Genomic DNA, 26,767 nt, shown 5'->3' on the forward strand with positions numbered 1-26,767 from the left:
AAAGCAGTCCGATGAACCGCCCCCGCTTCCGCTGGCATATCGTTGTTTTTCTGGCACCCGCAGTGCTGGTTTACACCGCAGTGATGATCTTTCCGCTGTTCAACACGCTGCGTCTGGCGCTTTACACCGAAATCGATCAGAGCCGCGTCTTCGTTGGATTGCAGAATTTCCAAACGCTGTTTTTCGACCCCATATGGTCTGAACAGTTCTGGAACGCATTGGGCAACAATTTCTGGTTCTTCCTGATCCACATGCTGGTGCAGAACCCCATCGGGATCGCGCTGGCCGCCCTGCTCAGCCACCCGCGCCTGAGATTTGCAGCATTGTACCGGTCGGCCATCTTCATCCCCACGATCCTGAGCTTCGTGATCGTCGGGTTCGCTTGGAAGCTTATCCTGTCACCGATCTGGGGCATCGCGCCGTCCATGTTGGACGCCATCGGCCTCAAGTCTCTTTACGCACCGTGGCTGGGGAAAGAGGAATACGCGTTGACCACGCTGGCGCTGATCTCGGTCTGGCAATTCGTGGGCATCCCGATGATGCTGATCTACGCCGCCCTACTGACCATTCCGGAAGAAATTCTCGAGGCCGGAGAGATCGATGGCATCACCGGTGCCGCCGCATTCTGGAAAATCAAACTGCCGCTGATTCTGCCGTCTATCGGCATCATCTCGATCCTGACATTCGTTGGTAATTTCAACGCGTTCGACCTGATCTATGCGGCCCAAGGCGCACTGGCGGGGCCTGATTTCTCGACCGACATTCTGGGCACTTTCATGTACCGCACCTTCTTCGGCTTCCAATTGCAATTGGGCGATCCGCATATGGGGTCCGCAATAGCCGGTGCGATGTTCGCCATCATCCTCGTCGGTGTCTGCATCTACCTGTTCGGCATCCAGACCCGGATGCGCCGGTATCAACTGTGAGGGGCAAGCGATGAACAAGGCACGTCATAACCCCCTCAATATGTTCGCGATGCACGGCGCGCTGATCCTCTACACGTTGATTGCACTGTTCCCGGTCTTCGTGATCCTGATCAACAGCTTCAAATCCCGCCGCGCCATCTTTCGCGAACCGCTGGCTTTGCCGAATTCGGAAAGCTTTTCGATGATCGGCTATGAGACGGTGATGAAGCAGGGGGATTTCTTCCTTTATTTCCAGAATTCGATGATCGTCACCGTGGCATCGCTGTTCTTCATCCTGCTGTTCGGCGCCATGGCGGCCTATGCGCTGTCCGAATACCAGTTCAAGGGCAACCTGGTGATGGGCCTGTACCTGGCGCTTGGGATCATGATCCCGATCCGCATCGGCACTGTCGCAATCCTTGAGATGATGGTGGCAACAGGGCTGGTGAACAGCCTCTGGGCGCTAATACTGGTCTATACAGCGCAAGGTTTGCCGTTGGCGGTGTTTATCCTGTCCGAGTTCATGCGACAGGTCAGCGATGACCTGAAGAATGCCGGCCGCATCGACGGGCTGTCGGAATACACGATCTTCTTCCGGCTGGTGCTGCCCCTCGTCCGCCCTGCCATGGCAACCGTGGCCGTGTTCAACATGATCCCGATCTGGAACGACCTCTGGTTCCCGCTGATCCTTGCCCCGGCTGAAGAAACAAAAACGCTGACGCTGGGCAGCCAGGTCTTCATCGGTCAGTTTGTGACCGATTGGAACGCGGTTCTGTCAGCGCTGTCCATGGCGATCCTGCCGGTGCTGATCCTGTACGTCATCTTCTCGCGCCAGTTGATCCGCGGCATCACTTCAGGAGCTGTCAAATGACCCGAGTTCTGATTGCAGGCCTTGGCAATATGGGGCTGAGCCACGCGCTGGCTCACCACCACCACCCCGACGCCCAAATCGTCGGGGTGGTGAACCGGTCCGGCCGTGTAGATCACCCCGAGCTTGCCGGTTATCCGGCTTATTCGGACTTCGCAGCGGCGCTGGCCGAAACAAAACCGGATCTGGTGGTGGTCGCCACCTACTCGGACAGTCATGCCGACTACGCCTGCGCGGCGATGGAAGCCGGTGCGCATGTGTTCGTTGAAAAGCCTCTTGCCACCAACGTCGCTGACGCACAGCGCGTGGTTGAAACCGCCACTCGACTGAACCGCAAACTGGTCGTCGGGTATATCCTGCGCCACCACCCTTCATGGATGCGGCTGATTGCCGAGGCGCGTGATCTGGGCGGGCCTTATGTGTTCCGCCTGAACCTGAACCAGCAATCTTCGGGCGCAGAATGGGAGACTCACAAGGCGTTGATGCAGACCACCTCGCCCATCGTTGACTGCGGCGTGCACTATGTCGACGTGATGTGCCAGATCACTGACGCGCGCCCTGTCCGCGTGCATGGCATGGGCTTGCGCCTGTCCGATGAGATCGCGCCTGACATGTACAATTACGGTCAGTTTCAGGTGATCTTCGACGATGGATCGGTCGGCTGGTACGAAGCGGGCTGGGGCCCGATGATGTCCGAAACCGCGTTCTTTGTGAAAGATATCGTTTCCCCCAAAGGGTCCGTTTCGATCACGGACGGCAACAAGGGCGCTTCCGCCGATATCGATGGCCATACGAAAGTCGGCGGGCTGCTGGTCCACACGCCGGAGGGAGACCGCACAATCGAAATGCCCGATGAACCCGGCCATCAGGAGCTTTGTGACGCTGAACAGGCCTATATGCTGCGCGCTATTGCCGAAGACATCGACCTGACCCGCCATATGACCGACGCCGTACAGTCGCTCGCCATCTGTCTGGCCGCGGATGAAAGCATCCGGACCGGCCAACCCGTTTCCCTTGAGGAGCCCGCACAATGACCGCTCTGACCCTGACCAATGTAAACAAATCATTTGGCAATGTGCATGTCCTGAAAGACATCACGCTTGAAGTTGAAGAAGGTGAATTTGTCGTCTTCGTCGGCCCATCAGGTTGTGGCAAATCAACCTTGCTGCGTGTGATCGCTGGGCTCGAGGATGCATCCTCGGGCCAGATCAGCATCGGCGGCCAGGAGGTCAACCTTGTTCCGCCCTCCAAACGCGGGATCGCTATGGTGTTCCAGAGCTATGCGCTCTACCCTCACCTCAGCGTGCGCGGAAACATGACGCTGGCGCTGAAACAGGAAAAACAGCCCAAAGCGGTGATCGAAGAACGCGTCGCCAATGCCAGCCGGATGCTGAACCTTGAGCCGTATCTGGATCGTTTTCCGTCTGAACTGTCAGGTGGCCAACGGCAGCGTGTCGCCATCGGCCGGGCGATCGTCCGCGAACCCAAGCTGTTTCTGTTTGACGAACCGCTTTCGAACCTGGACGCCGCGCTTCGCATGAACACAAGGATCGAGATCGCCAACCTGCATCGCGCTCTGGATGCATCGATGATCTACGTGACCCATGATCAGACCGAGGCCATGACGCTGGCCGACAAGATCGTCGTTCTGCGCGACGGTCGGGTCGAACAGATCGGCAGCCCGATGGAATTGTACAATAACCCGGCCAACCAGTTCGTTGCTGGCTTTCTGGGCTCACCCTCGATGAATTTCCTGCCGGAAGATCTGGTCCATGGCGAAGGGCAGAACACCATCGGCATCCGTCCCGAAGACCTGTTCCTGTCCGATGGCGGCCCCTTGGCCGCACGCGTGAGCCACGTGGAAAAGTTGGGCGGCGATACGAATGTCATTGCAAAAGTGCATGAGCATTCGGTGACAGCCCGGTTGTTCGGCCAACATGCTATTTCGGAAGGCGAAGAACTGCACCTGTCGTTCTCTCCGGAAAAAGCCTATCGGTTTGACAGCGACGGAATGCGCCTTCGGTGACGCGGTGCCAACAACGTGTTCGTATAACTGCCGAAGATAGCAATCGGTACCATTCGAAAAAGCCTTCTGCCAAACGCATCGAAGAAGGTTTCCAGGGCATTCAGTTTTTCAAGCCGCCCCGGATATTTTCACTGGATGACCAAATATCAGATATCCTCGCCCGGAGGTTCCAGCGGTCCGCCCGGCCCGGCCAGATGACGCTCGGCCAGCCACGGATTTAGAACCAGCGCTTCATCAAGCGCTTCACGCGCCTGATCTATTCTGTGTAACCCAAGCAGTGTCAGCGCCCGGCCGCTGATCGCCGCGACATGGTTGGGCGAAAGCTCGATTGCCCGGTCAAGGTCAACCAGGGCCGCCTTGAAATTGGAACGCAGATAATTTGCGAAAGCCCGTTGATTGTAGCCTTCGGCGTAGGATGGGCAATAATCAATCAACCGATCAAATTCCTGTATCGCGCCTGACAGATCGCGACGTTGGATGCGCGCCATGCCGCTGTCCAGCATGGCTTGTGCATCTTCATCGGGCGCATCCCGCCACAACTCCCACATCAGGCCAGAAATCTCACGCGCGGCCTGTTCGCTTGGTGCCTGTTGAACCTGCGAGATCAGCAGGTCGACGTCTTCGACATGGTCGGGCGCTGGCGGACATTCTTCAGCGTTGGCAACCGAAGCGGCCAGTACGGCAATCAGAGGCAGGGCATGAAGTTTCATCCGCCAATGATGGTGCATCCCGCGGTTTCGTCAACCGATCCTTTCGATGGCCCCGGACAATCCGGTTTCCTTCACGGCCTCCATCGCGACAAAAGTCGATGTATTCGCCACATGTGGCAGGGACGAGATCTTTTCCGCAAGGACCGCCCGGTATTCAGACATGGACCCTGTGCGGACTTTGAGAAGGTAGTCGAAGTTCGAGGCGATCATATGCGCCTGCTCGATCTCGGCCACCCGGCGCACCGCCGCGTTGAACTCGGCCAATGCCTTTTCTCGCGTGTCGGACATGCGTACCTCGACGAACGCGACATGATCCAGTCCAAGGCGGATAGGATCAAGCAAGGCGCGATAGCCCGTGATGATGCCTTCAGCCTCAAGCCGTTTCAGCCGCGCCTGTGTCGGCGATTTCGACAATCCGATCCGCCGAGCCAGATCCGCGACGGATACCCGTCCGTCCTCTGCCAGAATCGTCAGAATTGACTGATCGAACCGATCAATATCCAAAAAGTCTTTTTGCATCGCACTTACCCGAAAATACGGTCCATTTACCCAAGTATTGCCAAAAATCAGGCGATTGTCCCGAAATTTCGACGGTATACTCATCAAAAGCCCGGAGGAAAGATGTCACACAACCTGCGCTCTGTCATCGACAGCCAAACTTATGCCGATCAGAACACCGTACTGGAACGCCTGACCGAACAGGCAAACCTGACGGTTGCCGACCGAAACGCCATATGCGCGGCGGCGGCGCAACTGGTGCGTGATATCCGATCCAGCACATCGCCGGGCATGATGGAGGTGTTTCTGGCCGAATACGGCCTGTCCACTGATGAGGGCATCGCGCTTATGTGTCTGGCCGAAGCCCTGTTACGCGTCCCGGATGCCGACACGATCGATGCGCTGATCGAAGACAAGATCGCACCGTCGGACTGGGGCAAGCATCTGGGCCACTCCTCGTCCTCGCTGGTCAATGCGTCGACCTGGGCGCTGATGCTGACGGGCAAAGTGCTGGATGAAGACAAGGCCTCGCCCGTGGGTGTGCTGCGCAGTGCAATCAAGCGGCTGGGTGAACCGGTGATCCGAACAGCAGTCGGACGGGCGATGAAAGAAATGGGGCGCCAGTTCGTTCTGGGCGAAACCATTCAGTCGGCCATGTCGCGCGCCAAAGGGATGGAGACGAAGGGCTACACATATTCCTATGACATGCTTGGCGAAGCCGCCCGGACCGAGGCGGATGCGGCGCGTTATCACCTGTCCTATTCCCGCGCCATCACCGCGATTTCCGATGCCTGCACCCATGACGACATCCGTGCCAACCCCGGCATTTCAGTGAAACTGTCCGCTCTGCATCCGCGCTATGAGCTGGCGCAGGAACAGCGGGTGATGGATGAACTCGTTCCCCGCTTGCGCGCGCTGGCATTGCTGGCTAAAGCCGCGGGGATGGGTCTGAACGTGGACGCGGAAGAAGCAGACCGCCTGTCCTTGTCGCTGCAAGTGATTGAGGCTGTCATGTCTGAACCCGCATTGGCGGGTTGGGACGGCTTCGGCATCGTTGTTCAGGCCTACGGCCCCCGCGCCGGGCTGGTTCTGGATACGCTTTATGAAATGGCCGAACGTCACGACCGCAAACTGATGGTGCGGCTGGTAAAAGGCGCCTATTGGGATACCGAGATCAAGCGGGCTCAGGTCGAGGGCATGAACGGGTTCCCCGTCTTTACTCGCAAAGCCGCAACCGACGTCTCGTACATTGCCAACGCCCGGAAGCTTCTCGGCATGACGGACAGGATTTATCCGCAGTTTGCCACGCATAATGCCCACACCGTCAGCGCGATTCTGCATATGGCCGACGACCAGCCGTACGAGTTCCAGCGCCTGCACGGCATGGGCGAAACCCTGCACCGGATCGTCAAGGACAAAAGCAACACGCGCTGCCGTATCTACGCCCCGGTTGGCGCGCATCGCGATCTGTTGGCCTATCTGGTGCGGCGGTTGCTGGAGAACGGTGCGAACTCGTCCTTCGTGAACCAGATTGTGGATGAGGACGTCCCCCCGGAAGAAGTTGCGGCCGACCCGTTCGTATCCATTGAACACGCTGTCACGCCGCTGACCACCGGTCCCGATCTGTTCCAGCCCGAGCGAAAAAACTCGGTTGGGTTCGACCTGCATCACACGCCCACGCTGGACAGGATCGACGCCGCAAGGGACAAGTTCCGGGCCCATCACTGGTACGCACGACCCCTGCTGTCCGACAACGCTGCGCCCGAAGTGGATGAGCCGGTCATTAACCCGGCGCAACCGATGGACCGGCCCGGAGCGGTTGCCCCCGCCAGCGCAGACGATGTCGAACTGGCCCTTGCCTCAGCGGCGCCGTGGCAGGCCCCTGCTTCCGAGCGCCAGGAAACCCTGAACAGGGCTGCAGATCTTTATGAACAAAACTTCGGGGAACTGTTTGCCCTGCTGGCACGGGAAGCCGGTAAGACCCTGACCGACGCGGTAGCCGAGCTGCGCGAAGCTGTCGATTTCCTGCGCTATTATGCGGCCAACATTCCCGATGCCAAACCGGCAGGAACCTTTACCTGCATCAGTCCGTGGAATTTTCCGCTGGCGATTTTCTCGGGTCAGATTTCGGCGGCGCTGGCGACCGGCAACGCCGTTCTGGCCAAACCCGCTCCGCAAACGCCGCTGATCGCCCATCGGGCCGTGCAATTGCTGCACGAGGCCGGTGTGCCCCGCGATGCCCTGCAATTGCTGCCGGGTGGGCCGTCGGTTGGCACAGCTCTCACCTCTGACCCGCGGGTATCCGGAGTGGCCTTTACTGGCTCGACTGCGACGGCACTGAAAATCCGCGCCGCCATGGCAGAAAACCTGCGCCCGGGCACGCCGCTGATTGCGGAAACCGGCGGTTTGAATGCGATGATCGTCGACAGCACCGCGCTTCCGGAACAGGCCGTACAATCCATCATTGAAAGCGCGTTTCAGTCCGCTGGCCAGAGGTGCTCGGCCTTGCGCTGTCTCTATGTGCAGGAAGATATCGCCGACGACCTTCTGAAAATGCTCAAGGGTGCCATGAATGCCCTGCAATTGGACGATCCGTGGCTGATTTCGACTGACAGCGGCCCGGTGATCGATGAAACCGCGCGGCAGGGCATTGCCGACCATGTGGCCCGCGCCCGCGCCGACGGCCGCGTATTGAAAGAAATGCCCCTTCCGCCCGAAGGCACATTTGTTGCTCCGACCCTGATCGAAGTGTCAGGCATAGCCGCACTGGAGCGCGAGATCTTTGGACCCGTTCTGCACGTCGCCCGCTTTAAGGCCGCCGAAATCGATCAGGTGATCGCGGATATCAACGCGACCGGCTATGGCCTGACATTTGGCCTGCACACCCGGATTGACGACCGTGTTCAACACGTGACCGAGGCGGTGCATGCCGGAAACATCTACGTCAATCGCAACCAGATCGGCGCGATTGTCGGCTCGCAACCATTTGGAGGAGAAGGGCTATCCGGCACCGGCCCAAAGGCGGGCGGGCCAAACTACATGGCGCGATTCTGCGCGCCGGACAGACAGAAAAGCCCGGGTCAATGGGACTCAATCATGACAACGCTGCCCAAACCCGAAGGACAAGCCGCGCCAACTCGGACGCGCTCCCTGCCCGGCCCGACCGGCGAATCCAACCGCCTGAGCGAAACACCCCGCGCGCCCCTGCTGTGCATGGGACCCGATGAAGACGCCACTCGGGCACAGGCGGAGGCTGTAAAGGCCCTTGGCGGCACCGCCATCTGCGCAACCGGCAACCTGGACCTGCACCGGATCGAAAACCTGACCGGGATTTCGGGCGTGTTGTGGTGGGGTGACGAAGAAACCGCCCGGCAAATCGAACGCCTTCTGGCGCGACGGGACGGTCCGATCCTGCCCCTGATCCCGGGCTTGCCCGACCGCGCCCGCGTGTTGGGAGAGCGCCACGTCTGCGTCGATACAACCGCCGCCGGAGGAAACGCGGCCCTTTTGGGGGGTGCGGCGTAAGCATGTCTTGACGCTGGGCCGGGAAAAGCCCAGCGTCGCCCCATGTTTCCGATCCGAGATCATAACCCTTCGGGGCGCACGCCGTATGTCGTCTATATTCTGATGGCGGCCAATATCCTGATTTTCCTCAGCTATGTCGGCGTTATGGACAACGCGCGACTGATCAACCAGCTTTACTACGACTATGCAGTCATCCCCGCGCGCATCACGGACGGGTTCAGCTTCGAAACCCTGGTGACCTCGATGTTCTTGCACGGCGGCTGGATGCATCTGGCGGGGAACATGCTGTTTCTGTGGATCTTCGGCGACAATCTGGAAGACGAGATGGGCCACCTGCCCTTTCTGCTATTCTATGTACTGTCGGGCATCGGAGCAGGCCTGATTCATGTCCTGACCGCGCCAGACTCCATCGTGCCGACCATCGGAGCCTCTGGCGCCATTGCCGGTGTCATGGGCGGTTACCTCTTGCTGTTCCCCAAAGCGCGGGTCGATGTTCTTCTGATCCTGATCATCTATTTCCGTGTCTTCACCATTCCTGCCTTTATCATGCTGGGCATCTGGCTTGGGATGCAGTTTTTGGGTAGCCTGGCCAGCAATCCTGATGAGGGTGGTGTCGCCTACTGGGCGCATACCGGCGGCTTTGTGGTCGGATTGGTGCTGTGCATTCCGGTTTGGCTGCGCCGGGGCGGACCCGGTTTCTGGAACCGGACCCATGGCCACCCGCCCCACCCCGAACACAAGTACAAGCTGACCCAATCCCGCATTCCGAAAGTGCCTCGCAGATGACCAGAATGACAGCCACCTGCCATTGCGGCGCAGTCGAAATCGAGGCCGAGTTTCCTGAAGGCCTGTCCTCGGCCGCCCGTTGTGATTGCTCATTCTGCCTGCGGCGCGGTGCAGCGGCGGTCACTGCGACCACCGAAAGTCTGCGCGTATTAAAGGGTGCTGGGAACCTCAGCCTGTACACCTGGGGCACGCACACGGCCAAGCATCACTTCTGCAAGACCTGCGGCATCTACGTGTATCACCAGCGCCGGTCCGACCCCGCCGAATGCGGCGTCAATCTGGGTTGTATCGAAGGCGGCAATCCCCGCGCGCATGGGCCAATACCTTGGAACGACGGCGTCAATCACCCGTCTGACAGATCGGAGTGATCCGGTGTGCGCCCCCCGCTCAGGAACGTGATTTCAGCAGCGGCCTTTTTCACAAGGTCTGCAAGTTCCGGCGCACGTGTTTCGTCAAACCGCACCGACGGGCCAGAGACAGATATTCCCGCGCAGGGTTCACCCCGGTCATTGTAGATCGCGGCACCGATGCAGGACATGCCCTCATACCGTTCTTCCCTGTCCAGCGACCAGCCACGCCTGCGCGTTTTGGCCAAATCCAGCAACAACTGCGGTTCGGGCACCTGCGTATGCTGGGTGAAGGCGGTCAGTTCCGTGCCGCGCAGGACTTTTTGCAGGGAAGCTTCCTTCATGGCTGCCAGTATGGCTTTGCCAGTTCCTGACGCATACATAGGTGTTCGCGCCCCTGGCGGAAAGAACGCGCGGATCGGGTTCGATGTTTCAACCTGCCCGACAAAGACCACCTCGGCGCCATCCGGTACCGCCAGATTGGCCGTTTCCCCACTGTCCTGCATGAGACGGCGCAAAATCGGGCGGCCGATCTCCAAAACACTGTTGCGCCGCAAAAAGGATGCGCCGGTCCGGTAGGCTTCGATCCCGATCATCCATTCCTGCCGTTCATCGTCAAAAGTCACATAGCCGTGCTTTTGCAGGGTCGTCAGAATCCTGTGTGTCGTGGCCGTGGGCACATCGATTTCACGGGCCAGATCGCTGAGGGCCGCGCGTTCGAAACGGGCAACCGCGCTCAGAACGCCCAGCGCGCGGTCCAGCGATTGCATGGTCCCGGCAGAACTTTCCTTGAACAGGGATTTTGGTCTGCCGCGTGGCCGTTTTTGACTGTTCATTTCTGTTTCCTGTTCGCAGTTTCGCCTGGCCATAGATTGGAAATTTTCAGGCCATATTCCGGCTTGCAAATTTGAGAAACTGAAAAACTCATAATTTCAGGGCATTACATATTTAATTGCAAAAATGAAAATATTTTTCAAGAAAATTGCAAGCTAACGCCTGCGCAGTCACAATTCTGACAAAGCGGAGGACTCAGTCATGTCAAACCAGAATCCGGTCTTCATACCCGGCCCGACCAACATCCCCGATCGTCTGCGTCTGGCCATGCATGTTCAGACACAGGATCACCGTGCGCCGGATTTCGTCGAAACCTTTGCCCCCGTGCTGGAGGACACAAAGAAGGTGTTCGGCACCACCGATGGCAAGATCATCACATTCCCGGCCAGCGGAACCGGAGGGTGGGAAGCGTCGATAACCAACACGCTCAGCCCCGGCGACAAGGTTCTGGTCGCGCGCTATGGCGTTTTCAGCCACCGCTGGATCGACATGTGCGAGCGGCACGGGCTGGACGTACAGGTCATTGAATGCGCCTGGGGCAGCGGCGCGCCGGCGGATCAGTTCCAAGCCGCCCTGGCTGCAGACACGAACCACCAAATCCGCGCTGTACTGGTCACTCACAACGAAACGGCGACCGGTGTGCGCTCGGACATCGCAGCGGTTCGCAATGCCATGGAGGCGGCCGGCCATCCGGCGCTTTTGATGGTCGATTGCGTCAGCTCGCTTGCCTCGATGCCGTTCGAATTTGATCAATGGGGAGTCGATATCGCCGTGTCGGGCTCGCAAAAGGGGTTCATGCTGGCAACCGGAATGGCGATCCTGTGCGCCAGCCCCAAGGCGTTGGAAGCGATGCAATCCGCGAAACTCCCGCGCACCTTTTTTGACTTCCGCGACATGCTTGCGGCCAACGCATCCGGCGGCTTTCCATATACCCCGCCCCTGCAACTGATCTACGGTATGCGGGAAAGCCTGAAAATGTTGTTCGAAGAAGGGCTCGAAAATGTCTACGCCCGCCATTTCCGTCTGGCCGAGGGCGTTCGCCGGGCCGTGGATGCGTGGGGGCTGAAGCTGGTGGCGCAAAGCCCGGATCTGTTTTCGGATACCGTCAGCGCGGTTTATGTTCCCGATGGGTTCGACAGTAACGCCCTGACCGACCACGCCTTCAACGCCTATGGTGTCTCGTTCGGAGTTGGTCTGGGGCAACTAAACGGCAAGGCGTTCCGTATCGGGCATCTGGGATCGCTGACCGACGTTATGGTTCTGTCTGGCCTTGCCACGATCGAGATGGCCATGGCCGATCTGAACTACCCCATCAAACTGGGCAGCGGTGTTGCCGAGGCACAGGATTACTATCGCAGTGGTCCGTCCGGCCATGCTCAGGCTGCAGCGTAGGAGGCGAAGATGCTGGATCAAGTCACCGCAGCCGATCTGACCATCGCCGACATGCGCGCGGCGCATGAGCGGATCAAACCCCATATCCGCCGCACTCCGGTCATGCGTTCGGAATATCTGGATGACCTCACCGGTGCGCAGTTGTACTTCAAATGCGAGAACTTTCAGGAAGCCGGCGCCTTCAAGGTACGCGGTGCGTGCAACGCCGTATTCGGGCTGAGCGAAGAGAAGTCCGCCAAGGGCGTCTGCACGCATTCCAGTGGCAACCACGCCCTGTCCCTGTCCTATGCGGCGGGCCGGCGAGGCATTCCGTGCAACGTGGTCATGCCCCGCACTGCACCGCAGGCCAAAAAGGACGCGGTGCGCCGCTATGGCGGTACGATCACCGAATGCGAGCCGTCGACTTCGTCCCGCGAAGCAACGTTTGCCGAAGTACAGGCCCGAACCGGTGGCGAGTTCGTGCATCCCTATAACGACCCTCGCGTCATCGCGGGTCAAGCGACATGTTCGGCGGAATTGCTGGAACAGACGGATGGCGTGGATGCCGTCATTGCCCCGATCGGCGGCGGCGGCATGGTGTCGGGGACTTGCCTGACCGTCTCCAACCTGGCCCCGGAAACCGCGATTTACGCGGCTGAACCGGAACAGGCTGATGACGCATATCGCTCGTTCAAAGCCGGTCGGATCATTGCAGATGACGCGCCCAAGACGGTGGCCGACGGCCTGCTGGTGCCCCTCAAAGAAAACACATGGCATTTCGTTTCAAACCACGTGACCGACATTTTCACCGCGACCGAGGATGAGATCATCGATGCGATGAAACTGACATGGAAGTACCTGCGCGTGGTGATGGAACCTTCGTCGGCGGTGCCGCTGGCGACCATTCTCAAAAACCCCGAAATGTTCCGGGGCAAACGCGTCGGGGTGATCATTACCGGCGGAAATGTGGATCTGGACAAGCTTCCCTGGCTGGCAGGGTAAGGAGGATGACAATGAACAAACCTTTGAACATGGACGAACTGGAAGTCGGCTTTGACGTCCCCGCCGCCATTGGCATGGATGAAAGCGAAATCCAGACCCCCTGCCTGATCCTGGACCTTGACGCGCTGGAGCGGAACATCCGCAAGATGGGCGACTATGCCAAGGCACACGGGATGCGCCACCGGGTGCATGGCAAGATGCACAAATCGGTGGACGTTGCCAAACTGCAGGAAGAGCTCGGCGGCGCGGTTGGCGTGTGCTGCCAGAAAGTGTCCGAGGCCGAGGTGTTTGCCCGCGGCGGCATCAAGGACATTCTGGTGTCAAATCAGGTGCGCGACCCGGCCAAGATCGACAGGCTGGCGCGACTGCCAAAATATGACGCCCACGTCATCGTCTGTGTGGATGACATCGACAACGTCGCCGATCTGTCCGCCGCGGCAGTGCGGCACGGAACGGAACTGAGTGTTTTTGTCGAAATCGACTGCGGTGCGGGGCGCTGCGGTGTGACGACAACAGCGGATGTGGTTGCGATTGCGCAAGCCGTTGATGCCGCTGACAACCTTAAGTTTCTGGGCATTCAGGCCTATCAGGGCGCAATGCAGCACATGGACAGTTTTGACGATCGCAAAGCCAAGCTCGATGTTGCAATCGCCATGGTGGCGGATGCGGTGCAGGGGCTGAAGGCCGTCGGACTGGAACCTGAACTGGTTTCGGGCGGTGGCACGGGGTCTTACTACTTCGAATCCAATTCTGGCGTTTACAATGAACTTCAGTGTGGGTCCTACGCCTTCATGGATGCCGACTATGGCCGGATCCTCGACAAGGACGGCAATCGGATCGATCAGGGGGAATGGGAGAACGCATTCTTCATCCTGACCAGCGTGATGAGCCATGCCAAAGCCGACAAGGCGATCTGCGATGCAGGTCTCAAGGCCCAGTCAGTCGATAGCGGGCTGCCCTTTATCTATGGGCGCGACGATGTGGAATACATCAAATGCTCGGATGAACACGGGGTGATTTCCGATCCCGACGGAGCGCTGAAGGTGAATGACAAACTGCGGCTGGTGCCTGGCCATTGCGACCCGACGGCCAACGTCCATGACTGGTATGTTGGTGTGCGCGACGGCAAGGTTGAAACGCTGTGGCCGGTTTCTGCCCGTGGCAAAGCCTACTGACCGGTATCCAATCTGACGGACGGGGCAGTTTACAATCTGCCCCGTTTGCTACGTTCTTCGCCAACACTCAGGAAAGGCGCAAACGATGTACATCGTTCCCGAAAAGGAAATCGGAGCCCTGATGGGCCGAAAGGAAAGCTATGCGGCTGTCGAACAGGTATTTGCCGCGATGGCGTCAGGGGATGCATACAACTTTCCGGTTGTGCGCGAAGCCATTGGCCATGCGGATGCGCTATACGGGTTCAAAGGCGGATTTGACCGGGCAAGTATGACATTGGGCCTGAAGGCCGGGGGATACTGGCCCAACAATCTGGAAACGCACGGTGTGATCAACCATCAGTCCACCGTTTTCCTGTTTGACCCGGATACCGGACGGGCAAAGGCAATGGTTGGTGGCAATCTGCTGACCGCCCTCAGAACCGCAGCGGCCTCGTCCGTGTCGATCAACCATCTGGCCCGGAAGGATGCCAAGGTGATTGGCATGGTTGGCGCAGGGCATCAGGCTGCCTTTCAACTGCGGGCGGCGCTGGAACAGCGCAAGTTTGAAAAGGTCATCGGCTGGAACCTGCATCCGGAAATGCTGCCCAATCTCGCCAAGGTTGCCGAAGACGCGGGATTGCCGTTCGAGGCCGTGGACCTGCCGGGTCTGGCCGAAGCGGATGTGATCATCACCATCACGTCGTCCTTCGCGCCTTCACTACTGTCGCAACATGTGTCGGATGGCACGCATGTCGCGTGCATGGGCACCGACACGGTTGGGAAACAGGAAGTGGAAACGGATCTGATCATTCGCGCCAGTGTCTTCACGGACGAAGTCGCGCAGGCGGTGACGCTGGGTGAGTGCCAGCACGCGGTCGCGGCTGGGGCAAAATCCGAAAAAGACATTCGTCAGATCGGCGAGGTCATCAACGGCACGCATCCGGGCCGCACCTCGGCAGAGGAGGTCACGTTATTCGATGGTACAGGTGTGGGACTGCAGGATTTGGCCGTCGCCAGCGCGGTGGTCGATCTTGCGATCGAAAACGGCGTCGCCATCGAAGTCGACTTCTGAAACGAGAAACGCGCCCTGATTGGGGCGCGTCATCGAAAATTTCGCTGTGGCGGGAATGTTCCGTTATCCCCGGATCACCTTGGCGAAACTGTCAAAGATCGGCTCGTTGGCGCAGATGACTTCGCCGTCGGACAGAATTTCGCCCTCAGGGTCCAGCGCCTGAACCAGCCCACCCGCTTCTTTCACGATGATGATGCCTGCGGCCAAATCCCAGGCGTTCAGGCGGCGTTCCCAAAACCCTTCGTACCGGCCAGCCGCGACATAGGCCATGTCCAGCGCAGCGGCACCCCAGCGGCGTACGCCGGCGCACACCGGCATCAGCCGGGCCAAATCCTGCAACGTCGCGGGCAAATCCGACCGCCCGCCAAACGGCAGACCCGTAGAAAACACGGATTCGATCATGCGGTGCCGGCCCGAAACCCGGATACGGTGGTCATTCATCCATGCGCCTTCGCCCTTTTCGGCAAAGAACATCTCGTCCTTGGCCGCATCGTAGATCACACCGGCGACGATCTTGCCCTTGTGTTCCAGCGCGATGGAAATCGCCCAGTGCGGAAGGCCGTGGAGAAAGTTGGTTGTGCCGTCCAGTGGGTCCACAATCCAACGACGGGTCGGATCTTCGCCGTCGATCGAACCGCCCTCTTCGGCCAGCCAGCCATAGGTCGGACGCGCGCCGAGCAGTTCCTCTTTCAGGATCGCCTCGGCTGCAATATCGGCCTTGGAAACAAAATCTCCGGCACCCTTCATCGACACCTGCAGGTTTTCGACTTCACGAAAATCCTTGACCAAAGAACGCCCCGCCTTACGCGCGGCCTTGATCATGATGTTGAGATTTGCACTGCCAACCATTGTGTATGGGCTCCTGTCCGGTCAAACCGCGCGTATACTGATGCATTGCGCCGTTGCCAAGAGGGTTGATGCGCATAGCAGCCCCACAGCTTGCGCCGTGGCTTGGACCTATTGCGCCTGAAGCCTGCGTGCCTCGGTCCGGGCCAGATTGACCAGTTCCTGCACAAACGGTTTTTCCAGATCTTCTGACCGGACCGCCGCGTACAATCTGCGCGTGATCCCTTCGCTGGTCAGGGGCCGGGTGACGTAGTCCGAGTTGTACTTGACCTCGCGCACAACCCAGTCCGGCAGAACCGAAATACCGCGGTTTGAGGCCACCAGCAGCAGGATGACGGCTGTCAGTTCCACCTGCCGGATCGATGCAGGCTCCACACGGGCGGGTATCAGCAACTGGCTGAACACGTCCAGCCGCGTGCGTTCGACCGGATATGTGATCAGGGTCTGACCGCGAAAATCCTCGGCCTCGATAAATTCCTTTTGCGCCAACGGATGGGCCGAGGCAGCGACGAAAACTGCGTTGTAGTCGAACAGTTCCACGAACTCGACACCCGGCAGGTCCTCGGGGTCGGAAGAAACAACCAGGTCGACCTCTTCTTTCTGCAAAGCCGGAAGCGCGTCAAAGGCCAGGCCCGGGCGAATGTCCACGTCGACATCTGCCCAGGATTTCCGGAATGATTCCAGCACCGGAAACAGCCATTCGAAACAGGCGTGGCATTCGATTGCGATATGCATGCGCCCGGTTCGCCCGTCCCGAAGCGATGAAAACTCGTGCTGGGCTGCCTCAACCTGCGGCAGGATCTGTTCGGCCAGACGCAACAGGCGCACACCCGCCGCCGAAAGCTTCATCGGTTTCGAGCGGCGCAGGAACAGTTCAACACCGGCCTGATCCTCTAACCCCTTGATCTGATGGCTTAACGCAGACTGGGTAATGTTCAATTGATCTGCAGCCCGCGCCAGTCCACCGCAATCATGGATCGCCTTGATCGTACGAAGGTGTCGGAATTCAATGTGCATTGCTGTTCGACTCATGTTGTTCTTGAATTATATGAGTTTGTCTCACATAGCGGGACGTGGCACAAGGGATCCAGGTTGTTAAGACGAGGCCACGATGACCAAGCCAGATATCTCATTCGAGTTCTTTCCGCCGCAGACGCTCGAAGCTTCCTTTCGGTTGTGGGACACGGTTCACATTCTAGCACCGCTGGCACCACGATTTGTCTCTGTCACCTATGGTGCAGGCGGCACCACACGCGAACTGACACGCGATGCCGTGGCGACCCTGCACAAGTCGCTGGATCTTCCGGTGGCCGCGCACCTGACCTGCGTCGATGCCTCGCGTCAGGAAACCCTGGAGATCGCCGACACGTTTGCCCGCGCGGGCGTTCAGGACATCGTTGCCCTGCGCGGTGATCCGCCCAAGGGTCAGGATCAGTTCGTTCCGCACCCGGACGGGTTCGCAAGCTCGGTCGAGCTGATTTCCGCGCTGGCCGAAACCGAGATGTTCTCGATCCGTGTCGGCGCCTATCCAGATATCCACCCAGAAGCCTCCAACGCGCAGGCGGATATCGATTGGCTCAAGGCCAAACTGGACGCAGGCGCGGAAGAGGCCCTGACACAATTCTTCTTTGAGGCCGAAACCTATTTCCGGTTCCGCGACGCGTGCGAAAAGGCCGGCATCGACAAACCCATCGTGCCCGGCATCCTGCCCATCGAGAACTGGAAGGGCGCACGGAATTTTGCCCGCCGCTGCGGAACGCGCATTCCGGCCTGGGTCGAAAACGCTTTCGAAAAGGCCGTGCGTGATGATCGCGAAGACCTGCTGGCGACGGCAATGTGCACAGAATTGTGCTCGGACTTGCTGGAGGGCGGCGTGGACAAACTGCATTTCTACACGCTGAACCGCCCCGAGCTGACCCGTGATGTCTGCTTTGCGCTGGGAATTACGCCGAAAACTGAATTGCAGAACGTCGCCTGACCCGGTTGGCACGTTCCATTCTGCCCCTGTTTGGCCACCGCCAGACAGGGGCTTTTTTCGAAGGCTCCTTTATTTCAGACGGGATGCCCCTTCCGGGTGCGCCTGACGGACAATCCAAGATGGAATTGCCGCATTGTTCCCGCAACGCCTTAAATTTACCTGAAAATTTGACAAAGCCATGAAGCTGCTCAATGTGGTTTCAGTGTAGTGTTTAATGAGTGATTTGAGTATGGAGCCTGCTGACAAGATCAGGGCGCGCCAGGATGCTTTGGCACATCTCGGCCTGGACCCGTCTGCTAATTCCGATGACATCCGCGAGGCATGGAGACATATCGCGTTTCATGCCCATCCGGACCACACCGAAGGTGACAGTTCCGGCTTTGCCAATGCCAAGGCGGCCTATGATCTGCTGCGCCGAGAGGGCATGGTTGCAAAAGGGACTGCCGGGTCAGCCGCCCGAAAGCCGCGCCGCCCGAAAATTCGCAAACGGGTCATCGAACTGGATGCAACCGCAATCGACGCCTGCCGGGATATGCTGCGCAACGTCCTGTCGCAATCGAAGGAATCAGATGCTGATCCGGTTTCCTCCGGGAAAGGTGCCCAATCTGCATTGTCCGACCACATCCCCGAGGCTGTCGGGTGCAATGGTCGGCATCTGACTTATTTTGTGACCTCCTCAGTTTGCGAAGGGGCAAACCGCGTGGCCCTGCCAACAACGGTCCTGGCCGGTTGCCGGCACGCCGAAACCGAGGTTTTGAGTTTTCAGTCGAAAGAGTCAGGCGCAGGAGAGGTTGTGGTTCCTGACGCAATCATGGCCCGCAAGTTCCCCGGCGCCAAAAGTGTCAGGATCCGGTTCGAATCCGATCAGCGCACACGCGACGACTATTGCATGGCAAGTTGAGCCCTTGCCTCAAAGCCAAAGCCCGGCATCGATGGGGAGCCGGGCTTTGGTGTTTTAAACAGGTAAGGCTCAGTTTGTTACAGGGCCTTCCGAAGTGAACTTTGGGATTACACTGGTCGAGGCGGCGTCGGGTTCGATACCCGGCCAATTGCCTTCGGCCAGATTGATGTTGCCAGGCACGTCCTCTTCCCAGAACCCGACCACAACATCGGTGATGTTGAGGTACAGCTTGTCATCCACGATGCGCCACAGGTTCGGATTGCCCGGAACCTTGCCGCCTTTGGAAACGCCATAGGCGCAATGTCCGTCATATTGCGGAGCGTAATAGGCAGGATTTTCAAGGAACTTGTCGCGGTTTTCTGCGGTTGAAAAGGCCCACGTGGCACCATTGTAACCTGCCGTGAAGTTTGCATTGCCGCGAACGGCTTCGGGCTGAGACTGCCCGACCGGAACCTGATCCAGGCCGCGATAAGCGACAACGTCATAGCCAGAGACGGCAAATCCGGTTCCGTCAATATACTGATCGCCGGCAAAGGCGGGCACGGCCAGGGTCAGCGCGGTGGCAAGGGACAAGGCAAAGCGTTTCATGTCATAAATCCTATTGGGTCCGGGGTTAGCAGGATCGCCCGTTTTGCGGGTCTGGTCAGAGAATAGGCAATACACGGTCAAAACATAGCCCCGCTCGCGCCGCTGTGAGGTTGAATGAGATTTCGTGACGGGTTTTGCAGCCATTGTTACAAAACAGACCTGTTGACCGGGGTTGGACTCTGCCGACTGCAATATTAGCTGTTGGGATGTCGGACAATTCCTCCCACTTTGCTGAGAAAGGCAAGATAGAGATGAGCGAGCAACCCACCTATGAACCCCCGAAGGTCTGGACATGGGACAGCCAAAGCGGCGGACAATTCGCCAATATCAATCGCCCGATCGCAGGCGCGACCCATGACAAGGACCTTCCGGTCGGACAGCATCCCCTGCAGCTTTATTCGCTGGCCACGCCCAACGGGGTCAAGGTCACTGTCATGCTGGAAGAACTGCTGGCGCTGGGGCACAAGGGTGCCGAATACAATGCGTGGCTGATCAATATCGGTGAAGGGGATCAGTTCAGTTCAGGATTTGTCGAGGCCAACCCGAACTCGAAGATCCCGGCCCTGTGGGACCGGTCGGGTGACAAGCCGGTGCGCGTGTTCGAAAGTGCCTCGATCCTGTTCCATCTGGCCGAGAAATTCGATGCGTTTCTGCCCAAGGAAGGGCCTGAACGCACGGAAGTCATGAGCTGGGTGTTCTGGCAGATGGGAAGCGCGCCCTATCTAGGCGGCGGGTTCGGCCATTTCTATGCATACGCGCCAGAGAAATGGGAATATCCGATCAATCGGTTTGCAATGGAAACCAAGCGGCAATTGGACGTGTTGGACCGGGAACTGGCCAACAAGACCTTTATCGCGGGCGAAGACTATACCATTGCCGATATGGCAATCTGGCCGTGGTACGGGCAACTGGTTCTGGGCCGCCTTTACAGCGCAGCCGAGTTCCTGGACGTTGAGTCCTACAAGAACCTGATGCGTTGGGCCAAGGCGGTCGATGCGCGGCCCGCGGTACAGCGAGGCCGTATGGTCAACCGGGCCTTTGGCGAGCCGCACACGCAGTTGCACGAGCGTCACGACGCCAGCGATTTCGAAACCCGGACGCAGGACAAACTGGAACCTGCCGCCGAATAGTCTTGCCGCCCTGCCCGTCACGGTAGGGAGCATCCGGCTAGCGAATTACTTCAGAATTGGCGGCCGTTCGGGATCACTACCGGGCGCAGAGCGCCCGACATCACGCTTTTCGGGCTGCGGCAGGTCAAACCGCAGCCCGACTTTTTCCAACCTTAACGTGACTTGGTCCCCGGGCGCGAAAAAGCCGACATCCATCGCGCCAGCTTCGATTCCGGAAAATGTCAGCGCTTCGGACGCGGCTTTGGCAAGGGCCGGTTCTGCGCCTTCGACCGCCCCGACAAAACCCAGCAAATGACCAGATGCTCCGCTGACCGATCTGGTTCCGGCCAGGAAAGCAGCCTGCGCCAACCCCACCGCCGTCGCCAGTTTGGTATCAAGGGCAGTCAGCAGTTCATCCGGAAGACCCGCCGGGGGAAGGAACTCGGCGAGTTGTTCCTGAACCTCTTGCGGGGAATGCTGAAGGGTCTCCGTCAGCCATCCCAAAGCCTCTGGCGGGATCAGCATCGAGGACGGGGCGACCTCAAGGTTGAGCCCCAGACCAATTCGCTGCCCTGCCAGCAGCGATGACAGAACCCGCCCGGACAGGGCCACATAAGGAACGGGACGATCTGCAAACCGGGCAAGCCGGTCTTCGCGATCAAACGCCAGCACAAAACGTCCGTCCGCCACATCGAAAACCTCGGGCGAGACGTTATCGTCCCGCGCTTCTTCCGTCAGCAGCAGGAACAGTTCAGCGTCTGCCAGTCGTTCAAAGAACTTCAGCCGGGCTGCGTCATCCTGCGGGTCAGCCTCCATCGCGGAATGGGCGGCATCCAAGGCCGTTGTCTCAGTCATTCAGAACCTCTTGCACCCTGGCGCGCAGAACCGGCAGCAGGTCTGCCTCGAACCAGGGGTTCTTTTTCAGCCATGCCGTATTGCGCCAGGACGGATGAGGCAAGGCAAAGACCTGCGGCGCGTGGTCTCGCCAGTTCCGGACCGTCTCTGTCACGGACGTACGCGCACCCAGATGGTAGGTATGGGCATGGGCACCGACCAGAACAGTCAGCGGAACCGCTCCCAATGCCTGCATGACTCTGTCATGCCATGTCTCGCCACAGATTGCTGGCGGCGGCAGATCGGCCTTGCGCGCATCATAGCCGGGGAAACAGAAAGCCATCGGAACGATTGAAACACGGGATCGGTCATAAAACACGCTCTCATCAATCCCCAACCAGTCGCGCAATCGGTCGCCCGAAGGGTCTGTGAAGGGACGACCTGAGTCATGCACCCGCGCGCCCGGTGCCTGTCCTGCAACAAGGATCGGCGTTCCGGGACGGAACCAGACTATCGGGCGTGGCTCATGCGCGGTCTGCGTCGCGGCAAAACGCGCTTCGCAGATCCGGCAGGACCGGATTTCCTGGGCAAGAGTGGTCATCTGGTGGCAGCACTTCCTGAGACAGGTTTCCAAACGGGCTTCGCTGAAAGATAGAGACCGCGCGCGCCTGCGCCAACTGCCGTTATATCACAAAAGCCACAGCACCTTGTGGGGCGCATTGATCATTTGTTTCACAATTCGACATAATGTAGCCAACAAGAACTCGTAAACGATGCGTTCTTTCATCGAGGAAAGACCGCAACTCCGAAGCGAAACAGGCCAGCAATGCTTGAATTCGAAAATGTCAGCAAGTCCTTCTGGACCGGCACCCGGCGCAAGGTGATCCTTGATCGTGTTTCCTTTCGGATCGAACTTGGCCGCTCGGTTGGGATACTTGCACCCAACGGAACCGGAAAAACCACGCTGATCAACATGATGGCCGGTCTGGAAAAACCTGACGAGGGGGTGATCCGCCGCGAATGTAAGGTGTCCTTCCCAATGGGGTTTACCGGAGGGGTTTCCGGCAAGATGTCGGCGCTGGAAAACTCGCGCTATATCGCAAAGATCTACGGCATGGACCCCGACTATATCGAGGCATATTGCCAATGGCTGTGCGGTCTGGGCGAATACTTCAACCAACCGCTTGCGACCTATTCATCAGGCATGCGGGCCCGGTTCACGTTTGCGCTGATGCTGGCACTTGATTTCGACATGTACCTGATTGATGAGGGCATGCCCGCCACAACCGATGTCGAATTCAACAAGAAAGCGGGCTCGATCCTGAAAGAGAGATTGCGCACCACAACGCTTGTGATTGTGTCGCATTCTCCAACCACTCTGGAAAAATTTGCGCGTCAGGCAGCGGTTCTAGTGGACGGGCAGCTTTACATGTTCGAAACCTTGGAAGAGGCAAAACAGTTATATGACTACCAAACCCAAGGCTAGAAAATACAACTGGCGCCGAAAACGCCAAGGCGAAGGTACACCGGATGCGCGCGCAGATGCGATTTCGCGTATTCGAAGTGCGACTCAACCACCCGAAGCGGCCAACAGTAAACAGCCCGGAACTGAACTGGACGAAATCAAGCGCGAGGGGCTGACCGGGCGCCAGTTGCGTATGGCACGACGGCTGGCACAGAAGAACGGGCTGGCGGCCACGTCGGATTATGACGCGGTTCGCCTGTTGCGCAAAAAGGGGATCGACCCTTTTCAAGGCAACAACCTGCTGGATCTGGCGGCTGCGGGTAACAAGGACGAACAGGGCACGGCTCAGGTCGAGGACAAGGTAACGGTCCACCTGCCGCAAACTGTCGGAGATAAATCCCATCCCCTGCCCGGCCCGGAGTGGAGCCCGACTGAACGGCGCAACTATGAGATCAGCCAGATCCAGAAAGAGGTCGCCCGGCGTCGCAAACGGAAATTGTTTACCCTGTTTGCCCGTCTGGCCGCGTTTGTGCTGCTGCCCACATTTGTTGTGGGGTATTACTTCTACCGCGTTGCGACGCCGATGTATGCCAGCGACTCGGCGTTTTCGATCCTGCAGGCCGACGGCGGCGGCGGTTCGATTGGCGGCCTGCTTTCAGGAACGCAGTTTGCAACGGCACAGGACTCGGTCGCGACGCAGGAGTTTCTGGAATCCAAGGATGCCCTGCAACGTCTTGAACGCGATACAGGCTTTGCTGAAATCTTTAAGCAGGACTGGATCGACCCGGTGCAGCGGCTTTCCCCCGACGCCAGCCTGGAAGAGACGTACAAACTGTACAAGCGCATGGTGACAATCGGCTACGACCCCACGGATGGAATCGTCCGGATGGAGGTTGCGGCCCCGGATCCGGATATCGCCGTTGATCTGTCGAACCGGCTGATTTCCTATGCCGAAGATACAATCAACGGCTTGACCGAACTGAAACGCGAAGACCAGATGCGGGACGCCATGAAGGGGTTTGAAACCGCTCAGGAAGAGCGGCGCAAGGCGCAAGAAAAGCTGATCGAACTGCAGCTGGAAGGCGCGGTACTTGATCCCGAAAACGTTCTGGCGGGACTACGCGGCCGGATCAACGAGATCGAGATTTTGTTGCAGGACAAGGAGCTGCAGTTGGCCGCCCTTCTGGACAACCTGCGGCCCAACAAGGCTAAGGTCGATGGCGTTACCGCCGATATCGAACGGCTTGAGGTCGTGCTGGAGGAACTGAATGCCGAGATGCTGGACGCCTCGGCAGGCGAAAACTCGCTGGCGCGGCTGAGTGTCAGAATTCAGATGGCGCAGGCCGATCTGGCGGCGCGGGACATGATGCTTCAAACAGCCATGCAGCAAGTGGAAACAACGCGCACCGAAGCCAACCGTAAAGTTCGGTACCTGACAGTCTCGGTCAACCCCGTCCCCAGCCAGGAACCCAGCTATCCGCGCAAGTTCGAAAATACGATTTTGGCTTTCCTGTTGTTTGCTGGTATCTACCTGTTGATCTCGCTTACCGCGTCGGTCCTTCGTGAACAGGTATCCTCGTAAGACATATGAAACATGTAAAAATCTCCGACCTAACGGTTGGCAACGATCTTCCGCTGACCGTCATCGCCGGCCCCTGCCAGCTTGAAACCGCCGATCATGCCCAGATGATCGCACGCACCATGAAAGAAGCCTGCGATGCCGCAGGCGCGCAGTACATTTTCAAGGCCTCCTATGACAAGGCGAACCGCACCTCATTGTCTGGCAAGCGCGGCATGGGCATCGATGCCGGGCTGAAGGTGCTGGACGACATCCGCAGCTCGATGGGCATACCGGTACTGACGGATGTCCACACCGAGGCCCAGTGCGCAGTCGCGGCCGAGGCGGTGGATATTCTGCAAATCCCCGCCTTCTTGTGCCGACAGACCGACATGTTGCTGGCCGCTGGTGAAACCGGCAAGGCCGTCAATGTCAAAAAGGGTCAGTTCCTGGCGCCGTGGGAGATGGGTAATATAGTCGACAAGATCGAAAGCACCGGCAACCAGAACATTCTGCTGACCGAGCGCGGCACATCCTTTGGCTACAATACATTGGTGGCCGACATGCGATCACTGCCGCAAATGGCCAAAACCGGCTATCCGGTCGTGATGGATGCCACACATTCGGTTCAACAACCCGGCGGCAAGGGCGGCTCGTCCGGCGGGCAAAGGGAATTCGCGCCGGTGATGGCCCGTGCGGCGGTTTCGCTGGGCGTCGGCGCCGTGTTCATCGAAACCCACCAGGACCCGGATACCGCGCCGTCCGACGGCCCCAACATGATTCCGCTGGACCAGATGGGACAGCTGATTGCCACATTGATGCGTTTTGATGCGCTGGCCAAAGAAAACCCGATTCAGATTTAACGATTGAGAAGAGTTATGACCAAACCCACGCCTGAGGTGACCCCTAACACCTGGAGCTTTCTGCGCGATGCGATGATCAAACCCACCGGGTTTCGCGAATATGACGCCCGCTGGAAATACCCCGAGGAAATCAACCTGCCCGGCATGACCGCGCTTGGTCTGGGGCTAGGCACGCAGATGCGCAGACGCGGGATTGAACCGGTGATTGCAGTGGGCAACGATTACCGCGACTATTCTCTGGCGATCAAGAACGCGCTGATCCTGGGGCTGATGCAGGCGGGTATTCAGGTCAAGGATATCGGCCCGGCTCTCAGCCCGATGGCCTATTTCGCGCAGTTTCATCTTGACGTGCCTGCCGTGGCGATGGTCACGGCCAGCCACAACCCGAACGGCTGGACCGGCGTCAAGATGGGCTTTGACCGCCCCCTGACCCATGGTCCGGATGAGATGTCCGAGCTGCGCGATATCGTCCTGAATGGCGAAGGTGTCCCGCATGAAGGTGGATCCTACGAATTCGTCGATGGCGTGAAAGAGGCGTATATCGACGATCTGGTTGGCGATTTCAGAATGTCCCGCCAGCTGAAAGTTGTGTGCGCCACAGGAAACGGGACGGCATCGGCCTTTGCCCCTGAAATATTCGAGCGGATGGGCGTCGAGGTCGTACCTAGCCACAACCGGCTGGATTACACCTTCCCGAACTACAACCCCAATCCCGAAGCCATGGAGATGTTGCACGACATGTCCGACACTGTGAAATCCAGCGGCGCCGATCTGGCGCTTGGGTTTGACGGGGATGGCGATCGATGCGGTGTGGTCGATGACGAGGGTGAGGAGATTTTCGCCGATAAGGTCGGCGTCATCATGGCACGCGATCTGGCCAAGCTATATCCCAATTCGACCTTCGTGGCCGACGTGAAGTCCACGGGCCTGTTCGCCAGTGATCCAGAGCTTCGAGCGCATGGCGTAAAGGCGGATTACTGGAAGACCGGCCACAGCCACATGAAGCGCCGCGTGAAAGAGATCAACGCCCTGGCCGGGTTCGAGAAATCGGGCCATTACTTTCTGGCTGAACCAATTGGTCGCGGCTACGACTGCGGCATGCGCGTGGCGGTCGAGATCTGTAAACTAATGGACCGCAATCCTGATCAGAGCATGTCTGACCTGCGCAAGGCGCTGCCAAAAACGTGGTCGACGCCGACCATGTCACCCTATGCAGCAGACACCGAGAAGTACGATATCCTGAACCGCCTGGTCGACAAACTGGTCGCCAAGGCCGACGCTGGCGAAAGTTTTGCCGGACGTGCGATCAAAGAGGTGGTTACCGTCAACGGTGCCCGTGTCATTCTGGACAACGGCAGCTGGGGTCTGGTACGCGCCTCTTCGAACACGCCCAACCTTGTTGTGGTTTGCGAAAGCAGCGAGAGCGAAGGCGAGATGCGCGCCATATTTTCGGATATCGACGCGGTCATCCGTACTGAACCGGGCGTCGGCGATTACGATCAGACCATCTGATGTAACAACCGGGGC

26 protein-coding genes are annotated in these 26,767 nt (G+C 58.7%); 18 read left to right on the forward strand and 8 right to left on the reverse strand.

The annotated features are described in order from the left end of the window. The first annotated feature begins 11 nt into the window (after window positions 1–11). From ACR0MI_RS15690 to ACR0MI_RS15705, 4 genes are read left to right on the forward strand one after another with little or no spacing between them, the layout of a single operon-like run. Entirely contained in the window at window positions 12–926 is a 915-nt protein-coding gene (locus ACR0MI_RS15690) for a carbohydrate ABC transporter permease (RefSeq protein ID WP_170609749.1), read from the forward strand. A gap of 10 nt (window positions 927–936) precedes the next feature. Further along, a complete protein-coding gene (locus ACR0MI_RS15695) occupies window positions 937–1,776 on the forward strand; it encodes a carbohydrate ABC transporter permease (protein WP_170609747.1) in 840 nt (279 codons plus the stop codon). Beyond that, complete coding sequence (locus tag ACR0MI_RS15700; RefSeq protein ID WP_170609745.1) at window positions 1,773–2,807, forward strand: Gfo/Idh/MocA family protein; 1,035 nt, start codon at window positions 1,773–1,775, stop codon at window positions 2,805–2,807. Before ACR0MI_RS15695 ends, ACR0MI_RS15700 begins: the two co-directional genes overlap by 4 nt. Beyond that, window positions 2,804–3,799 carry an ABC transporter ATP-binding protein gene (locus ACR0MI_RS15705; RefSeq protein WP_170609743.1) on the forward strand — a complete coding sequence of 332 codons (996 nt, stop codon included), beginning with the start codon at window positions 2,804–2,806 and terminating at the stop codon, window positions 3,797–3,799. The genes ACR0MI_RS15700 and ACR0MI_RS15705 overlap by 4 nt, the downstream gene beginning before the upstream one ends. 146 nt (window positions 3,800–3,945) lie before the next feature. Here the strand turns inward: ACR0MI_RS15705 and ACR0MI_RS15710 are convergent, their stop codons facing one another. Beyond that, on the reverse strand, window positions 3,946–4,509 hold the full coding sequence (locus ACR0MI_RS15710; RefSeq protein ID WP_170610890.1) for an outer membrane protein assembly factor BamD: 564 nt from the start codon (window positions 4,507–4,509) through the stop codon (window positions 3,946–3,948). Window positions 4,510–4,539: 30 nt separating this feature from the next. After that, on the reverse strand, window positions 4,540–5,028 hold the full coding sequence (locus tag ACR0MI_RS15715; protein WP_170609741.1) for an Lrp/AsnC family transcriptional regulator: 489 nt from the start codon (window positions 5,026–5,028) through the stop codon (window positions 4,540–4,542). 102 nt (window positions 5,029–5,130) lie between these two features. Between ACR0MI_RS15715 and putA the strand changes: the two genes are divergently transcribed. The 3 genes from putA to ACR0MI_RS15730 are packed head-to-tail and all read left to right on the forward strand — an operon-like array spanning window position 5,131 to window position 9,686. Next, a complete protein-coding gene (putA, locus tag ACR0MI_RS15720) occupies window positions 5,131–8,532 on the forward strand; it encodes a bifunctional proline dehydrogenase/L-glutamate gamma-semialdehyde dehydrogenase PutA (protein ID WP_170816743.1) in 3,402 nt (1,133 codons plus the stop codon). 42 nt (window positions 8,533–8,574) lie between these two features. After that, window positions 8,575–9,318 carry a rhomboid family intramembrane serine protease gene (locus ACR0MI_RS15725; protein WP_170609737.1) on the forward strand — a complete coding sequence of 248 codons (744 nt, stop codon included), beginning with the start codon at window positions 8,575–8,577 and terminating at the stop codon, window positions 9,316–9,318. Continuing rightward, entirely contained in the window at window positions 9,315–9,686 is a 372-nt protein-coding gene (locus ACR0MI_RS15730) for a GFA family protein (protein ID WP_170609735.1), read from the forward strand. Before ACR0MI_RS15725 ends, ACR0MI_RS15730 begins: the two co-directional genes overlap by 4 nt. Here the strand turns inward: ACR0MI_RS15730 and ACR0MI_RS15735 are convergent. Beyond that, complete coding sequence (locus tag ACR0MI_RS15735; protein ID WP_170609733.1) at window positions 9,662–10,501, reverse strand: IclR family transcriptional regulator; 840 nt, start codon at window positions 10,499–10,501, stop codon at window positions 9,662–9,664. The genes ACR0MI_RS15730 and ACR0MI_RS15735 overlap by 25 nt on opposite strands. A 199-nt stretch (window positions 10,502–10,700) precedes the next feature. Between ACR0MI_RS15735 and bhcA the strand changes: the two genes are divergently transcribed. The 4 genes from bhcA (at window position 10,701) to bhcD (ending at window position 15,098) form a co-directional block, all read left to right on the forward strand. Further along, the gene (gene bhcA / locus ACR0MI_RS15740) at window positions 10,701–11,891 is read left to right on the forward strand and encodes an L-aspartate--glyoxylate aminotransferase BhcA (protein WP_170609731.1); all 1,191 of its coding nucleotides are present in this window, start codon (window positions 10,701–10,703) and stop codon (window positions 11,889–11,891) included. Between the two features lie 9 nt (window positions 11,892–11,900). Beyond that, entirely contained in the window at window positions 11,901–12,872 is a 972-nt protein-coding gene (gene bhcB, locus ACR0MI_RS15745) for a beta-hydroxyaspartate dehydratase BhcB (RefSeq protein ID WP_170816742.1), read from the forward strand. 11 nt (window positions 12,873–12,883) lie between these two features. Next, the gene (gene bhcC, locus ACR0MI_RS15750; protein ID WP_170609719.1) at window positions 12,884–14,047 is read left to right on the forward strand and encodes a 3-hydroxy-D-aspartate aldolase BhcC; all 1,164 of its coding nucleotides are present in this window, start codon (window positions 12,884–12,886) and stop codon (window positions 14,045–14,047) included. A gap of 85 nt (window positions 14,048–14,132) precedes the next feature. Continuing rightward, on the forward strand, window positions 14,133–15,098 hold the full coding sequence (gene bhcD / locus ACR0MI_RS15755; RefSeq protein ID WP_170609717.1) for an iminosuccinate reductase BhcD: 966 nt from the start codon (window positions 14,133–14,135) through the stop codon (window positions 15,096–15,098). A 63-nt stretch (window positions 15,099–15,161) separates the two neighbouring features. Here the strand turns inward: bhcD and ACR0MI_RS15760 are convergent, their stop codons facing one another. Together ACR0MI_RS15760 and ACR0MI_RS15765 are read right to left on the reverse strand one after the other, a co-directional pair. Beyond that, on the reverse strand, window positions 15,162–15,947 hold the full coding sequence (locus tag ACR0MI_RS15760) for an inositol monophosphatase family protein (RefSeq protein ID WP_170609715.1): 786 nt from the start codon (window positions 15,945–15,947) through the stop codon (window positions 15,162–15,164). 108 nt (window positions 15,948–16,055) lie between these two features. Beyond that, window positions 16,056–16,961 (reverse strand): LysR family transcriptional regulator, encoded by a 906-nt coding sequence (locus ACR0MI_RS15765; protein ID WP_170609713.1) that lies wholly within the window; start codon window positions 16,959–16,961, stop codon window positions 16,056–16,058. Window positions 16,962–17,055: 94 nt separating this feature from the next. Here ACR0MI_RS15765 and metF point away from each other — a divergent pair, with 94 nt between their 5' ends. After that, window positions 17,056–17,922, forward strand: coding sequence for a methylenetetrahydrofolate reductase [NAD(P)H] (gene metF / locus ACR0MI_RS15770; RefSeq protein ID WP_170609711.1), 867 nt, complete (start codon window positions 17,056–17,058; stop codon window positions 17,920–17,922). 214 nt (window positions 17,923–18,136) lie between these two features. Further along, window positions 18,137–18,823, forward strand: coding sequence for a J domain-containing protein (locus ACR0MI_RS15775; protein WP_480441832.1), 687 nt, complete (start codon window positions 18,137–18,139; stop codon window positions 18,821–18,823). A 69-nt stretch (window positions 18,824–18,892) separates the two neighbouring features. Here ACR0MI_RS15775 and ACR0MI_RS15780 read toward each other — a convergent pair whose 3' ends face one another. Continuing rightward, complete coding sequence (locus ACR0MI_RS15780; RefSeq protein ID WP_170609709.1) at window positions 18,893–19,411, reverse strand: YHS domain-containing (seleno)protein; 519 nt, start codon at window positions 19,409–19,411, stop codon at window positions 18,893–18,895. Between the two features lie 251 nt (window positions 19,412–19,662). Here ACR0MI_RS15780 and yghU point away from each other — a divergent pair, with 251 nt between their 5' ends. Further along, entirely contained in the window at window positions 19,663–20,541 is an 879-nt protein-coding gene (gene yghU, locus ACR0MI_RS15785; RefSeq protein WP_170816741.1) for a glutathione-dependent disulfide-bond oxidoreductase, read from the forward strand. Between the two features lie 45 nt (window positions 20,542–20,586). On the opposite strand, the gene ACR0MI_RS15790 is transcribed toward yghU, so the two are convergent. Further along, the gene (locus tag ACR0MI_RS15790; protein ID WP_170816740.1) at window positions 20,587–21,375 is read right to left on the reverse strand and encodes an SseB family protein; all 789 of its coding nucleotides are present in this window, start codon (window positions 21,373–21,375) and stop codon (window positions 20,587–20,589) included. Then, window positions 21,368–21,955: a uracil-DNA glycosylase family protein gene (locus ACR0MI_RS15795; RefSeq protein WP_170816739.1), complete on the reverse strand. Its 588-nt coding sequence runs from the start codon at window positions 21,953–21,955 to the stop codon at window positions 21,368–21,370. The genes ACR0MI_RS15790 and ACR0MI_RS15795 overlap by 8 nt, the downstream gene beginning before the upstream one ends. A 225-nt stretch (window positions 21,956–22,180) precedes the next feature. Between ACR0MI_RS15795 and ACR0MI_RS15800 the strand changes: the two genes are divergently transcribed. From ACR0MI_RS15800 to ACR0MI_RS15815, 4 genes are read left to right on the forward strand one after another with little or no spacing between them, the layout of a single operon-like run. Then, window positions 22,181–22,840 (forward strand): ABC transporter ATP-binding protein, encoded by a 660-nt coding sequence (locus ACR0MI_RS15800; protein ID WP_170609701.1) that lies wholly within the window; start codon window positions 22,181–22,183, stop codon window positions 22,838–22,840. Beyond that, the gene (locus ACR0MI_RS15805; protein WP_170816738.1) at window positions 22,818–24,401 is read left to right on the forward strand and encodes a KpsE/RkpR family capsule polysaccharide export protein; all 1,584 of its coding nucleotides are present in this window, start codon (window positions 22,818–22,820) and stop codon (window positions 24,399–24,401) included. Before ACR0MI_RS15800 ends, ACR0MI_RS15805 begins: the two co-directional genes overlap by 23 nt. A gap of 5 nt (window positions 24,402–24,406) precedes the next feature. Continuing rightward, window positions 24,407–25,240 carry a 3-deoxy-8-phosphooctulonate synthase gene (gene kdsA, locus ACR0MI_RS15810; protein WP_170619476.1) on the forward strand — a complete coding sequence of 278 codons (834 nt, stop codon included), beginning with the start codon at window positions 24,407–24,409 and terminating at the stop codon, window positions 25,238–25,240. Window positions 25,241–25,255: 15 nt separating this feature from the next. Next, window positions 25,256–26,752 (forward strand): phosphomannomutase/phosphoglucomutase, encoded by a 1,497-nt coding sequence (locus tag ACR0MI_RS15815; RefSeq protein ID WP_170816737.1) that lies wholly within the window; start codon window positions 25,256–25,258, stop codon window positions 26,750–26,752. Window positions 26,753–26,767: the final 15 nt, after the last annotated feature.

The organism is Ruegeria sp. D4 (assembly GCF_056534475.1).